The organism is Catenovulum sp. 2E275 (genome assembly GCF_025515275.1).
In the GTDB taxonomy this organism is placed as follows: domain Bacteria; phylum Pseudomonadota; class Gammaproteobacteria; order Enterobacterales; family Alteromonadaceae; genus Catenovulum.
The window spans coordinates 50,452-64,955 of the sequence record NZ_JAOPFU010000021.1; the positions used below are offsets into that span (position 1 = coordinate 50,452).

Annotated in this window: 15 protein-coding genes; 3 read left to right on the forward strand and 12 right to left on the reverse strand. The window is 38.5% G+C overall.

Annotated elements, in window-relative coordinates:
• Positions 1–25: 25 nt before the first annotated feature.
• The 11 genes from atpG to mnmG form a co-directional block, all read right to left on the reverse strand.
• The gene (atpG, locus tag N7931_RS11345; protein WP_262794153.1) at positions 26–886 is read right to left on the reverse strand and encodes a F0F1 ATP synthase subunit gamma; all 861 of its coding nucleotides are present in this window, start codon (positions 884–886) and stop codon (positions 26–28) included.
• A gap of 40 nt (positions 887–926) precedes the next feature.
• Positions 927–2,468, reverse strand: coding sequence for a F0F1 ATP synthase subunit alpha (gene atpA, locus N7931_RS11350; RefSeq protein ID WP_262794155.1), 1,542 nt, complete (start codon positions 2,466–2,468; stop codon positions 927–929).
• A gap of 11 nt (positions 2,469–2,479) precedes the next feature.
• The gene (atpH, locus tag N7931_RS11355; RefSeq protein WP_262794157.1) at positions 2,480–3,013 is read right to left on the reverse strand and encodes a F0F1 ATP synthase subunit delta; all 534 of its coding nucleotides are present in this window, start codon (positions 3,011–3,013) and stop codon (positions 2,480–2,482) included.
• A 12-nt stretch (positions 3,014–3,025) separates the two neighbouring features.
• Positions 3,026–3,496, reverse strand: coding sequence for a F0F1 ATP synthase subunit B (atpF, locus tag N7931_RS11360; RefSeq protein WP_262794158.1), 471 nt, complete (start codon positions 3,494–3,496; stop codon positions 3,026–3,028).
• 48 nt (positions 3,497–3,544) lie between these two features.
• The gene (gene atpE / locus N7931_RS11365; protein WP_262794160.1) at positions 3,545–3,766 is read right to left on the reverse strand and encodes a F0F1 ATP synthase subunit C; all 222 of its coding nucleotides are present in this window, start codon (positions 3,764–3,766) and stop codon (positions 3,545–3,547) included.
• 123 nt (positions 3,767–3,889) lie between these two features.
• Positions 3,890–4,690 (reverse strand): F0F1 ATP synthase subunit A, encoded by an 801-nt coding sequence (gene atpB / locus N7931_RS11370; RefSeq protein ID WP_262794161.1) that lies wholly within the window; start codon positions 4,688–4,690, stop codon positions 3,890–3,892.
• A gap of 18 nt (positions 4,691–4,708) precedes the next feature.
• Positions 4,709–5,083, reverse strand: a complete 375-nt coding sequence (locus tag N7931_RS11375; RefSeq protein ID WP_262794162.1) for an ATP synthase subunit I — start codon at positions 5,081–5,083, stop codon at positions 4,709–4,711.
• Between the two features lie 192 nt (positions 5,084–5,275).
• Positions 5,276–6,184 carry a ParB/RepB/Spo0J family partition protein gene (locus N7931_RS11380; RefSeq protein WP_262794164.1) on the reverse strand — a complete coding sequence of 303 codons (909 nt, stop codon included), beginning with the start codon at positions 6,182–6,184 and terminating at the stop codon, positions 5,276–5,278.
• A 27-nt stretch (positions 6,185–6,211) separates the two neighbouring features.
• Positions 6,212–7,000, reverse strand: coding sequence for a ParA family protein (locus tag N7931_RS11385; RefSeq protein ID WP_262794165.1), 789 nt, complete (start codon positions 6,998–7,000; stop codon positions 6,212–6,214).
• Between the two features lie 13 nt (positions 7,001–7,013).
• Entirely contained in the window at positions 7,014–7,646 is a 633-nt protein-coding gene (gene rsmG, locus N7931_RS11390) for a 16S rRNA (guanine(527)-N(7))-methyltransferase RsmG (protein WP_262794166.1), read from the reverse strand.
• The gene (gene mnmG, locus N7931_RS11395; protein WP_262794167.1) at positions 7,647–9,539 is read right to left on the reverse strand and encodes a tRNA uridine-5-carboxymethylaminomethyl(34) synthesis enzyme MnmG; all 1,893 of its coding nucleotides are present in this window, start codon (positions 9,537–9,539) and stop codon (positions 7,647–7,649) included.
• An 833-nt stretch (positions 9,540–10,372) separates the two neighbouring features.
• Between mnmG and hemH the strand changes: the two genes are divergently transcribed.
• The 3 genes from hemH to N7931_RS11410 all read left to right on the forward strand — a co-directional run bounded on the left by hemH (position 10,373) and on the right by N7931_RS11410 (position 13,488).
• Positions 10,373–11,398 (forward strand): ferrochelatase, encoded by a 1,026-nt coding sequence (hemH, locus tag N7931_RS11400; protein ID WP_262794168.1) that lies wholly within the window; start codon positions 10,373–10,375, stop codon positions 11,396–11,398.
• Between the two features lie 107 nt (positions 11,399–11,505).
• Entirely contained in the window at positions 11,506–12,849 is a 1,344-nt protein-coding gene (locus tag N7931_RS11405; RefSeq protein WP_262794169.1) for an MATE family efflux transporter, read from the forward strand.
• Between the two features lie 42 nt (positions 12,850–12,891).
• Complete coding sequence (locus tag N7931_RS11410) at positions 12,892–13,488, forward strand: DUF6933 domain-containing protein (protein ID WP_262794171.1); 597 nt, start codon at positions 12,892–12,894, stop codon at positions 13,486–13,488.
• 3 nt (positions 13,489–13,491) lie between these two features.
• Here the strand turns inward: N7931_RS11410 and N7931_RS11415 are convergent, their stop codons facing one another.
• Positions 13,492–14,382: a LysR family transcriptional regulator gene (locus tag N7931_RS11415; protein ID WP_262794172.1), complete on the reverse strand. Its 891-nt coding sequence runs from the start codon at positions 14,380–14,382 to the stop codon at positions 13,492–13,494.
• Positions 14,383–14,504: the final 122 nt, after the last annotated feature.

Genomic DNA, 14,504 nt, shown 5'->3' on the forward strand with positions numbered 1-14,504 from the left:
TCCTCTAAATCGTTGCTGCCTTTGCCTAAACTGCCGCTGCACCAGCAACGATCTCACTCAATTCTTGAGTAATCGCCGCCTGACGCGCTTTGTTGTAGACTAATTGCAATTCTTTAATCAGGTTGCCTGCGTTATCGGTTGCAGCTTTCATCGCAACCATACGAGCAGCCATTTCTGACGCTACGTTTTCAACTACAGCCTGATATACCTGAGATTCAATATAACGACCTAATAAAGCTTCTAAAATTGCTTTTGGATCAGGTTCGTAAATGTAATCCCACTTGTGTTTCAGTTCGTTATCCTCTGCCTTAGGCAAAGGTAAAAGCTGATCGATCTTAGGTGCCTGTGTCATGGTGTTTACAAACTTATTGTAAACTACGTATAAGCGATCAATTTGACCTTCTTCATACGCTTTTAGCATAACTTGTACAGAACCTACTAAATCGGTTACCGATGGCTTGTCGCCCAGACCTGAAATCTGAGAAACAATTTTGCCACCAAAGTTGTTGAAGAATGCAGTTGCCTTAGCGCCAACCACACCAAAATCGACTTCAACACCTTTTTTGCGCCAATCAGCGTACTCTTTTAGCACTTGCTTAAATGCATTTGTATTTAAGCCGCCACAAAGACCACGGTCTGTAGACACAACAATGTAACCAACGCGCTTGACTTCACGCTCTTCCATATAAACATGTTTATATTCCAAGCTGCCAAGCGCCATATGACCGATCACCTTACGCATATTTTCTGCGTATGGACGAGAAGCTGTCATGCGATCTTGCGCTTTGCGCATTTTACTCGCTGCAACCATCTCCATTGCGCTGGTAATCTTCTGAGTGTTTTGAACACTACCAATTTTACCTTTTATCTCTTTAGCGCCGGCCATTTCTCTTCACTCCGATTAAATTAATCGTAGACTCAGACTATTACCAAGTTTGAGTCGATTTGAAAGTTTCTAAAGCAGCTTTTAATGCAGCTTCGATGTCAGCGTTATAGTCGCCTTTCTCATCGATTTTACCCATTAATTCTGCATGCTCAGACTTCATATAAGAGTGAAGCGCCGCTTCGAAATCAAGGATCTTATCTAATGAAATATCATTTAAGAAACCTTTATCCGCTGCGAACAGAGAAACAGCCATCAAACTGACACTCAATGGAGCAAATTGCTTCTGCTTCATTAATTCAGTAACGCGTTGACCGTGCTCTAACTGAGCGCGAGTTGCGTCATCTAAATCAGAAGCGAATTGAGCAAAGGCTGCTAATTCACGATACTGAGCTAAAGCTAGACGAATACCACCGCCTAATTTTTTGATGATTTTAGTTTGTGCAGCACCACCTACACGAGATACCGAAATACCAGCGTTAATTGCCGGACGGATACCCGAGTTGAACATGCCAGTTTCTAAGAAGATCTGACCGTCAGTAATTGAAATTACGTTAGTAGGTACGAATGCAGAAACGTCACCAGCTTGAGTTTCGATGATAGGTAAAGCAGTTAATGAACCAGTCTTACCTTTAACTTCACCGTTGGTATACTTTTCAACGTAATCTGCATTAACGCGAGATGCACGCTCAAGTAAACGTGAGTGAAGATAGAAAACGTCACCTGGGTAAGCTTCACGTCCTGGTGGACGACGTAATAATAGTGAAACTTGACGATAAGCAACCGCTTGCTTAGATAAGTCATCGTAAACGATTAACGCATCTTGACCACGGTCACGGAAGTATTCACCCATAGTACAACCAGCATAAGGAGCTAGGTATTGAAGCGCCGCAGATTCAGAAGCGTTTGCAGCAACAATAATGGTATGCTCTAACGCACCGTGCTCTTCTAATTTACGTACTACGTTTGCAAGCGTTGATGCTTTTTGACCAATCGCAACATAGATACATTTAACACCAGTACCTTTTTGGTTGATGATAGCATCGATAGCAACAGCAGATTTACCAATTTGACGGTCACCGATGATAAGCTCACGCTGACCACGCCCGATTGGAACCATTGAGTCGATTGCTTTATAACCAGTTTGCAGAGGCTCATCAACAGATTGACGATCGATTACACCCGGTGCAATTTTTTCAACAGGTTCAAAACCGTCATTCTCAATTGGACCTTTACCGTCAATTGCTTGACCTAAAGTGTTTACCACACGGCCTAAAAGACCTGGACCAACTGGAACTTCTAAGATACGGCCTGTACCTTTAACTTTAGTGCCTTCTTGTAGGTCAGCATAAGGACCCATAACAACAGCACCAACAGAGTCTCTTTCTAAGTTTAATGCGATAGCATAACGGCTACCTGGAAGCTCAATCATCTCACCTTGCATTACATCGGCTAAACCGTGAATGCGGATGATACCGTCAGTAACAGATACGATAGTACCTTCGTTACGAGCTTCACTGACGATTTCGAACTTTTCAATACGTTTTTTGATCAGTTCGGCAATTTCAGTGGAATTCAGTTGCATGCTCTAATCCCCTACGACTGTAACGCTGTGTTCAGTCGATCCAATTTTCCGCGAATCGTGCTGTCAATAACCATGTCACCGGCTTTAATTAATAAACCGCCAACCACTGATTCATCAACACGACAATTAAGCTTAACTTTTCTGGCTAAACGTTTTTCTAACGATTGAACTAAACTGCTTTGTTGCGCAGTAGACAATTCAACAGCTGAGGTAACAAAAACTTCAACTGTTTTTTCATATTCGTCTTTTAGTTCAGAAAATAAAGTTACAACTTCAGGTAACGAAGCCAAACGTTTATTTTCAGCCATAAGTTTGATTAAGTTCTGACCATTTAGGTCAAGCTGATCTTCACAAACACCAACGAAGATTTGCGCAACTTGCTCAGCATTAGCTGAACTCGTTAATAACTGCTGCATAGTTTCGTTTTTAGAAACTTCAGCCGCAAACACTAACATTGATTGCCATTTTTCAACAGCACTTTGCTCAACAGCATAATCAAACGCGGCTCTTGCGTATGGTCGGGCAATAGTTGTCAATTCAGACATAATAATTACCCCTTATAATTCCTCAACCAACTGGTCAAGAATATCCGCATGAGCCTTAGCATCGATAGAACGTGCTAGAATTTTTTCTGCGCCAGCAACCGCTAAAACAGCAACTTGTTGACGTAATTCAGCACGAGCACGGTTACGCTCAGCTTCTAAGTCAGCTTGACCTTGAGCTAGAATCTTATCATTTTCGGCACGCGCTTTATCAGCCGCTTCGTCAATGATTTGTGCTTCGCGTTTTTTAGCTTGTTCAATGATGGCAGCAGCTTGCTCTTTAGCTTCTTTCAATTTAACAGCAGCTTCTTTTTTAGCTAACTCTAAATCTTTTTCAGCTTGTTCAGAAGCTTCTAAACCATCTGCAATTTTTTTCTGACGATCTTCAATTGCGCCATTCAATGGTGGCCACACGTATTTCATTGTGAACCAAACAAAGAAGATAAATGCAATTAATTCGCCTAGTAGAGTGGCGTTGATATTCACAACCGCGCCTCCTTAATTAATTGTTCGAGAAATACTTAAATTTTAAAATTAAGCGCCAACCACGAACAATAAGTACAATGCGATCGCAACACCGATCATAGCGATAGCATCGATAAGACCCGCAACGATGAACATTTTAACTTGTAATTGAGGTGCTAACTCAGGTTGACGAGCAGCAGACTCTAAGAATTTACCACCTAAAAGACCGAAACCGATAGCAGTACCTAATGCACCTAAACCGATTAACAATGCAACAGCGATGTATAACATGTTTTTCTCCAAATTATAGAAAGTTAAAGTTTAAAAAATTAAAGTAAATAAAAAACTTGTTTGGGCATCCTGCCCTAAACCCTTCGGGGCCAGCGTTAGCTGTCTAACTTTAGTCCCGAAAAGTTAGTGATCTTCGTGCGCCAAGCTTAAATACACGATACTTAACATCATGAAAATGAAAGCTTGAAGCGGAATAACTAATAAGTGGAACGCAGCCCAAATAAAGTGAGCAGGTAACTGCCAAATACCGATTAAGCCAGCTATCAAAATAAAGATAAGCTCACCAGCATACAAGTTACCAAACAAACGCAGAGCTAACGACATAGGTTTAGCAATTAATGCGATTGTTTCAAGAATAAAGTTAAACCAGTATAACCAAGGTGTATTAAACGGATGAGCATAAAGCTCTTTTAAGAAACCACCTAAGCCTTTGATTTTAATTGAATAATAAATCATTAAGGCAAATACACCTAAAGCAAGTGCTAAAGTGGTGTTTAAGTCAGTAGTTGGTACAACCTTCATGTAAACATGATGCGGATCGTAACCTAACTGGCCACCAATGAATTGTGCAAAAGACGGTAAGAAGTCAACCGGGATAAGATCCATAAAGTTCATTAATAACACCCACATGAAAATAGTCAGTGATAAAGGTGCAATTAATGGATTTTTGCCGTGAAAGGTATCGCGTACGCTACCTGCGACAAATTCGACAATCATTTCAACGACACATTGAAACTTGCCAGGAACACCCACAGTTGCTTTTTTTGCAACACTGCGGAACGAAAGGATAAATACCAGACCAAGCAGAACAGACCATGCCAAAGTATCGACATGCCATGTCCAAAAACCTTCACCTACAGAGGCGTTGGTTAAGTGGTGCTGGATATAACCCTGAGTAGTAAGGGCTTCACCATTTGCTGCCATTGTTGTTTCCCAATAAAGTTAATGAAAAGAATTCGGTGCTAATACATGCGCAACCAGCGCAACTGCAAAGCCAAAAAATACAAAACCCACTAAAAATAGCTGTGATTTTAAAATAATTGCAAGTACCAAACTTGTAATCACCAATTTTAACGTGCTGCCTCGATAAAATCGGCGCATGGTTGTTTTGAGTTGTGTAGCCCCTGCGGTAGAAAATAAAAATCCCGCTAAGATAAAATTAGGCAAAACACCACAACAACCACCCACAAGTGTAGACACAGCTGCATCTTTGTTTTGTATAAATAAAATAACCAAGCTGATTAAAGCAACAACTAAAAACTGAAAACCTATTATTTTACATGCGGTTAAAAAACCCGCTAAGGCCAGTTTATTCAAAATATAAAACTCTTTAATTTGCTGGTTAGCACCTATTTTGTGTCTAAACGCACAAATCTGATGCAAAATTTTGCGCAGAGTATACAGAATTATCCCGTATTTTCAATATAAACCGTATTGATTCGCACTTAAAAAAATGAATAAAAATGCAGTCTGCGTTAATATAAATTTATAGTTTTAGTTATTTCTTAATTATTTTTGCTTTAAGCGGGCAATAATCCCATCTAACGCATCTAAATTAGCAAAGTCGATAACCATCTTACCTTTACCTGCGCGATTATGACTGATTTTGACACCCGAGCCAATCATTTCTGATATTTCATTTTGTAAATGCTCAATATTTGGATCAGGTTTTTGAGGAGTTTTTTCAGCCGGCGGCTGAAGTAATTTATTCACTAGCTTTTCGGTATCGCGTACCGTTAATCCTTTAGCAGCAACTAAACGTCCTGTTTCAATTTGAGTATCACCGGTTAAAGCTAATAAACATCGGGCATGGCCCATTTCAATATCGCCATGTTCAAGTAAAGTTTTAACTTCATCTTCAAGCGAATTTAAACGCAATAGGTTAGTGACAGTCGTTCTGGATTTACCAACCGCGTCAGCAACTTGCTGATGAGTTAACTCAAATTCCGTTAATAAACGATCAAGTGCGATCGCCTCTTCCATCGCATTTAAATCTTCACGCTGAATATTTTCAATAAGTGCAATTGCAACCGCGGCTTCATCTGGGATTTTCTTAACTAAACAAGGAACCGTATCTAACTTAGCAAGTTGAGCAGCACGCCAACGTCGTTCACCGGCGATAATTTCATACTCATTACTAGATTCAAGTTGGCGCACCACAATTGGTTGAATAATACCTTGAGCGCGGATGGAGCTGGCTAATTCTTCTAACGCTTCCGGTGACATATCTTTTCTTGGTTGATATTTACCCGGTTTTAAAAACTCTATCGGTAATTTGTGTAACTCATTTTTTTCAGCAGCAAGATTAACTTGTTGGTTGTTTTCATCTGCCTGCGGGCTATTTTCTGATTTAACTGAGTGACTCGTGGCTAATAGGGCGTCTAAACCTCTACCTAAACCTCGTTTTTTTACCGACATTGAATTTACCTAAAATTTTATAAAAAGCTATGCTACTTGTTTTGATTTTTCTTTTTCGCTTTTGCGGATCATTTCACCAGCCAATGCCAGATAAGCTTTAGCTCCGGTTGATGTTTTATCATAATACATTACAGGTTCGCCAAAACTAGGCGCTTCGGCTAAACGAACATTTCGTGGAATAACGGTTCGATATACTTTTTCTCCAAAGTGTTTTTTAAGTTGTTCAGAAACATCATTTGCAAGACGATTACGCGGATCGTACATAGTACGAAGCACCCCCTCAATCCGTAAATTAGGATTAACCACCGCAGCCAATTTTTCAATGGTATCTTTTAACGCGGTAATCCCTTCAAGCGCATAATATTCACATTGCATCGGTACAAGTACCGAATCAGCCGCAGCCATTGCGTTAACCGTGAGCATATTCAGTGAAGGCGGGCAGTCAATAATAATAAAATCATAATTATTTTTGTATTCAGCTAACGCATTGCGCAATCTAAGCTCACGCGCAAAACATTCCATCAGTTTAATTTCAACAGCGGTAACATCTGAGTTTGCAGCGATTAAATCATATTTGCCTGAAGTTTTACTGATAATCACCTCAGGTAGAGGTTTTTCGTCAATTAATAATTCGTAAGAAGTCGCAGGAGCATCGTATTTATCAACACCGCTGCCCACAGTTGCATTGCCTTGCGGATCTAAGTCGATCAATAAAATTTTGCGTTTGGTAGCAGCCATAGATGCAGCTAAATTTACTGCCGTTGTGGTTTTACCCACACCACCTTTTTGATTCGCAATCGCAATAGTTTTACCCATGACAGCAACTCCGTTATTTTAGTTTAATTTCCACAAGATGACGTTCTTCGTTCAATTGTGGGACATTGAGCTTACTTACTTTTTCTAATTCAAATTCTGGTGCAAGTGTATCAATTTCTGTCGACGGGTAAATGCCTTTCATCGCAAAAAAACGACCGGTTTCAGGTTTTACTAAATGCTGACACCAAGTCAGCATGTCTTCAAGCGAAGCAAATGCTCGGCTGAGTACACCATCAAATTTATTTTCGGGGATAAAATCTTCAACCCGGCTTTGTACCGGTTTTACGTTTTTTATACCTAATTCAAAAATCGTTTGTTGAATAAAACGCGTGCGTTTACCTAAGCTATCTAACAAAACAAATTGACTGTCTGGCATCATAATCGCCAGCGGTACACCGGGCAAACCCGGACCTGTGCCTACGTCGATATAATTTTGTTGTTGCGGTAATAATTTGAGTAATGCAACAGAATCAGAAATGTGACGAGTGATCATTTCCATTGGATCGCGTACCGAGGTTAAGTTATACGCTTTGTTCCATTTGTGCAGTTGCTCAACAAAACCAACTAGCTGATTTTTTTGTAACTCAGTAGCTGAAATTTCCATTTCAGCTAAATGAGCTTCTAACTTTTTTAGCAAATCCGACATCTAAGCTGATTTCCTCAACAAACCTTGTTTTTTCAAACTGACCAATAGCAAGGAAACAGCCGCTGGGGTAATACCGGAAATACGAGATGCCTGACCTATGGTTTCTGGTTTAAATTCTTTTAATTTAGCAACGACTTCGTTAGATAAACCAGATACTGTACTGTAATCAAAATCAGCAGGTAACTTAGTGTTTTCATTACGAATTGTACGTTCAATTTCATCTTTTTGGCGCTCAATATAGCCTTCGTATTTTAATTGAACTTCAACCTGTTCGCCTTCTTGAACATCGTTTAACCAAGGGCCTAAAGATTCAATTTGACTTAATTTTTCGTAATTTAATTCTGGTCGTTTAATTAAATCTTCCAAACTATGTTCACGCGTTAACGGATTTTTTGTCATCGCATTAACTTGTGCTAACCCTTCGTGTTTTGGGTGTACCCAAGTTGATTTAAGTCTTTGTTTTTCTTTCTCAATATTTTCAATTTTAGTTGAGAAAAACGCCCAGCGTTGATCATCAACCAAGCCAATTTGGCGACCAAGCTCAGTTAATCGAATATCGGCGTTGTCTTCACGCAACAATAATCGGTATTCAGCACGGCTGGTAAACATGCGGTATGGTTCTTTAGTGCCAAGTGTTGTTAAATCATCAATTAACACACCAAGATAAGCGTGATCACGGCGTAAACTAAAGCCTTCTTTTTCTTGAGCAAACAATGCAGCATTAGCACCGGCCATTAAACCTTGAGCACCGGCTTCTTCATACCCTGTAGTGCCGTTAATTTGACCTGCAAAAAATAAACCTTTGATAAATTTAGTTTCTAAGGTTTGTTTTAAATCGCGCGGATCAAAAAAGTCGTATTCAATTGCATAACCCGGACGCGTAATATGCGCATTTTCCATACCTTTGATTGAATGAACTATGCCTAACTGCACATCAAACGGCAAACTGGTTGAAATACCATTAGGATATAACTCGTGTGTGGTTAGTCCTTCTGGTTCAATAAAAATCTGATGTGATTGTTTATCAGCAAAACGAACTATTTTATCTTCAATCGACGGGCAATATCTTGGCCCAATACCTTCAATCACACCAGAATACATAGGCGATCTGTCTAAACCACCTCGAATAATTTCATGAGTTTGCTCGTTGGTATGAGTGATAAAACACGGAATTTGTCTTGGATGATCAGACACTTTACCCATAAACGAAAATACCGGAGCCGGATTATCACCCGGTTGTTCCTGCATAACCGAAAAATCAACAGTACGGGCATCAATTCTTGGTGGAGTCCCCGTTTTTAAACGGCCAACCCGAAATGGTAATTCGCGTAAACGGTTTGCCAAAGCAATGGATGGTGGATCGCCGGCACGACCACCGCTGTAATTTTGTAAACCAATATGGATTTGGCCACCCAAGAATGTACCTGTTGTTAAAACAACTGATTTTGCATAAAACTTTAGACCCATTTGGGTCACAACACCTTTGACTTGCTCGTTTTCAACAATTAAATCGTCACAGGCTTGTTGGAATATTTTTAAATTTTGCTGATTTTCAAGTGCGCTGCGTACAGCCGCTCGATATAACTGGCGATCTGCTTGCGCACGGGTTGCACGAACAGCTGGACCTTTACTTGAATTAAGCGTTCTGAACTGAATACCACCTAAATCAGCCGCTTTAGCCATTAACCCACCTAAAGCGTCAATTTCTTTTACCAGATGACCTTTACCAATTCCGCCAATAGCCGGATTACAAGACATTTGTCCTAATGTTTCTACATTATGGGTTAATAACAAGGTATTTTGACCCATTCGGGCTGATGCCATAGCAGCTTCTGTTCCTGCATGACCTCCACCAACAACAATGACATCAAAACTTTGCTCAAATGACTGCATATAACTTGTCTCTTTTGGATCTGGAAAAATGGGCGGCTATTTTATACCCAAAAGGCTTAAAGATGCTAGCTTCTGAATGATTCAGCCGAATTAAAATTTAATTTATGACTTTCTATTGTACTTGAATTTATAAATAGCCAAACACAATTTTTTTCTTGGTATTTTTTAGAAGCTTTTAAAGCAGCGAGTAAATTAATAATTAAATATATATTTATATATAAAGATCTTATTATTGTTACTATTAGGATCGCCAAGATCTGTTGATAAGCCAAAAAAGATCAAAAAGATCAGCAAATTAGAAATTGAATAATTAGTGATCAACAATTGATCAATCTCTGATCAAGATGGATATAAAACATGCTTTTATCCACATGCCAAAACCCCCTCTAATTTTATCCCTGAGTTGATCAAAGTTTGATCACCTTTTATACAGTATTTATCCACATAGGGGATAATTATTAACTGTAAATGTGGATAAGGTGTGATGATCAAGTGATCAAGCTTTGATCAACCTTTGATCAAATTCTGATCAGCCGCATTTTTATTGAGATCCTGTGTTTTGTATATTTAATAAACAATTTATTGTTTTGAGTAAAAATTGTATGTTTTTCAGACAAATAAATTTTTTTCATTTTTTTCTAATTTTTTGCAGATAAGGAACTAAAACCCGCTAATAATTAATTTTATATTGGTCTAAAGTGATTGAGTGTTAGTATTAAAACAATAACTAATGAGTATTAAGCTTAAAAACTACTGTTTATTTTTGTTTACAAAAGTGGTTTTTAACTTTGTTTATTTTATAAATTATCGTCTGGGTTAATATTTGATTTATTATGAAATATAAAAATTTTTCTGATTTTGAGCCTAACAAGCCAGCAAAAGTAGGGGTATTAATTACAAACCTTGGTACACCTGCTGCACCAACTAAAGCTGAATTAAAAAAGTATTTAAAGCAGTTTTTATCTGATCCAAGAATAGTTGAAGCACCCAGATTGTTATGGTGGTTAGTGCTTAATGGAGTCATCTTAAATTTTAGGCCTGCGCGTTCTGCTAAAGCTTATCAAGGTGTGTGGACAGAGCAGGGTTCTCCTTTATTGGTACATACTCAAGCTCAGCAACAAAAAATAGCAGAAAAATTAAACATGGATTTTGGCGATAAAGTGGTTGTTGAATATGCAATGCGTTATGGCGAACCTTCCGTTACTGCTACTTTAGACAAATTATTTGAACAAGGCGCGCGCCAGTTATTAGTTTTACCTTTATATCCGCAATATTCGGCCACCACAACGGCATCTACTTTTGATGCTATCGCGCAGGATTTCACTCAAAGACGTTTATTACCGGATTTTAAATTTATTAGTCATTACCATGATAACCCTGCTTATATTCAGGCATTGGCTGATAAAGTACGTGCGCATTGGGCGCAACATGGCCGTGCCGATAAGTTAATTTTTTCATATCACGGTATTCCTAAACGTTATGTTACCAATGGCGATCCGTATCAGGCTGAGTGTTATCAAACATCTGCTTTGGTTGCTGACAATTTAGGTTTGGCTGAAAATGAATTTTTGACAACATTTCAAAGTCGATTTGGTCGTGAAGAATGGTTAAAACCTTATACTGATCAAACTTTAAAAGCATTACCAGCAAAAGGCGTTAAATCAGTGCAAGTGATTTGCCCCGGATTTAGTGCTGATTGTATTGAAACCATTGAAGAAATTGATGAAGAAAACCGTGAATATTTTATTGAAGCTGGCGGCGAAACATTTGAATACATTCCGGCGTTAAATGCGGATGCGCAACATATTGAAATGCTAGTGGGCTTAATTAAAGATAACTTAAAAGCTTGGATAAATTAAATAACCTGATGCGCACCTCTGGTTAAATACGTATTCACTAAAATATCATTATTATCGATTAATAAGCTGCACTATAATTTTACCTGAATATTGTTTTAAGGTTTTATATGGCAGCTTCAAACGCTCAGTCTCATTCTCTGTTTAAACTTACTTGGCCACTTTTTATTGATTTTGCACTGCATTTTTTAACCGGTGCACTCAATACTTTTATGATTGGCCATGTTTCTTACCAAGGTGTTGCCGCTTTAGCGGTCGGTAATCAGGTTTTTCAGTTGGCAATTACCTCTTTTGGTTTTGTTACCATTGGTGCCAGCGTGGTGATTACTCAATATTTAGGCGCTAAAAACTCAAATGCAGCGCAAACCGTTGTTTATTCTTCGATTGGTTTTAATTTTGTATTAGGTTTGGCCGCTGCCAGCGGCATTATATTGGGTGCCAGCAGTATTTTAAGTTTAATGAATTTGCCAGAAAACTTAATGTCTGATGGTAAAATTTATTTACAAATTATAGGTTTATGCTTATTACCCGAAGCTGTTGCTTTATGTTTAGCTGCGGCGATTCGCGCGCATGGTTTTACTTTGCAAGCTATGTGGGTAACTTTGCTGATGAATGTAATTACATTTTTTGGCAACTTATTATTATTGTATGGCTGGTTTGGTTTACCCGAAATGGGCGTTGCTGGTGTTGCTATTAGCACAGTTACAGGCCGAGTGATTGGAGTCGTGGTGCTGGCTTATTTATTATTTAAATACACAGGTATTTCATTTAATTTAGCAGCCATTTTAAAACCAGACAGCAAAATGCTGAAAAAAATATTCCACATAGGTTTACCGGCTGCCGGTGAAAACGTATCTTGGATGTTGCAGTTTATGGTTATCACTTCATTTGTCGCACTTATGGGTGATAAAACGCTTGCCGCGCATTCATTTTATTTTCAAATTTGCACCTTTATTTTGTTATTTAATTTATCTATTGGTTTAGCTAACGAAATTATTATTGGCCACATGGTTGGTGCAGGTAAATTACAGCAAGCTTATCGACAGTTATATAAAGCTCTGCGTTTAGGGTTTATTGTTACCGCAATTGTTGCGTTTAGTGCGTATTTTTATGGTGAACAAATTATTAGTTTATTTACCGATGAACTGCAAATTATTACTTTAGTTAGTACCTTATTTGTTATTACTTTATTTATGGAACCGGGCAGAGCATTTAATTTAATTGTAATTAATGCGCTTAGAGCAACCGGTGATGCTAGATTCCCGCTCTATGTTGGTTTATTTTCAATGTGGGGCATTGCGGTTCCTTTTGCTTACTTTTTTGGTATTTATTTAGACTTTGGATTAATTGGTATTTGGATTGCATTAGCTATGGATGAATGGACACGCGGTTTGCTTATGTTTTGGCGTTGGCGCAGTGGCAGATGGCAAACTAAATCTTTAGTTGAGCATTAAATTATTTATCCAGAGTTAAGGTTATTTACCTAAGGTTTTTATATGTTGGTGCATTGCACTAAAAAATTAATGGCTGAGTTGCCGGATCATCAAAAAATACAAAATTTAACGTCATCTTTGCCATTAGCTGAGCAATTGCCGGACAATGTTATTGTATTTCCCGGTGCTCAAATCCAATTGGAACAAAATGATGTGCCTAATTTAGGCCAATGGCATGCTAATTTGGTTTTAATCCAAAATAGAAAATGCATCATTTTTGTTCATGATCACACCCGATTTGGTTTAATTATGCCTTGTGTACAAAAAGCGGATTTTGCTGATTTAGAGAGCTTATTTGTTGAAGGTTTTATTAATACCTTATTAAAATTAGATTTTCCGTTTGCGGTAATAGATGCCGCAACTAAATTATTAACACCACTTAGATTTGATTCAAATTGCAGTCGTTCAGTGCAAGGTACAATGCGTAAAATGAAAGGCTTAATTGATAATTTATTGGATTATGATCAGATAAAAATAAGTGAATTATCACCAAAAGCGGCATCGGCTTGGTTAAATGAAATGCCTTATTCTGCCAAAGGCCAAAGCGATACGATTTGGCCAATACAAGCAATGCAGGCGTTTATTGAGTCTAAAATGTAAAAATTAAAACCAGTTAATTTGTTTTAGCTGCTGACTAAACCATTGCACAGCTTTACCTTGTTTACCTTTTAACATTGCAAAATAAACCGGCATTGGCGGGCGTGGAATAGCACAGGCTTTGGCAATTAACTCGCCATTATTAAGTTGGTTTTTTATTAAATGCAAAGGTAAAAAACCAATCCCAACTCCTTGTATTTGAGCCTGAATTTTACTTTGCATATTGCTCACTTTGATGGTTTGTTTGCTGTCAAATAAGCCAGTTGAGCGACCGGGCAGGGTACGTGAGCTGTCGGTTACAATAATACTTGGATACTGCTTGATATGTTCAGCCTCAACTAAACCAATAAAATCAGCCAGTGGATGGTTATTGGCAACCGCAAAAGCAAACTCAATCGAGCCAATATTGTAAATATCATACTGGCCTTTTGGCAGTTCACCGGTTAAGCCTATCGCAATATCTGCCCGCTTGGTATGTAGCGCATCCCAACTGCCACCTAATACCTCTTCGGTTACCTGAATTTCAACTTGTTTATCTAACTGATTAAATTGATTAATGATTTCAAATAATTTTGAGTCTGGAATAATCGTATCTTTGGCGATTGTTAATTTTGTTTCCCAACCAGATTCCAGTTGATGAACCTTATCTTCCAGTTTACTGGCGGCCTGCAATAAACTAACGCCTTCTTCCAAAATTAAGCGGCCAGCTGGGGTGAGTACAGCGCGTTTATTTGAACGATCAAAAATACTAACCCCTAAATCAGCTTCTAATTTTTGCACTGTGTAAGTTAGCGCTGAGGGTACTTTAAATAAAGCTTCGGCGGCTGCGGCAAAACTGCCTTTTTGTTCAATGGCTTCAAGTACCCTGATTGCATCAAGCGTGATTGCACTACGCATTAAAACTGCCTCAAATTTAAACTATTTAATTAACCTCAATTCGGTTTAATGAATATGTTTCAAACGGCCTTTTTTCGCGGGTACTGCGTTAAATTCACTTGCAATAGACTAGCTATTGACGC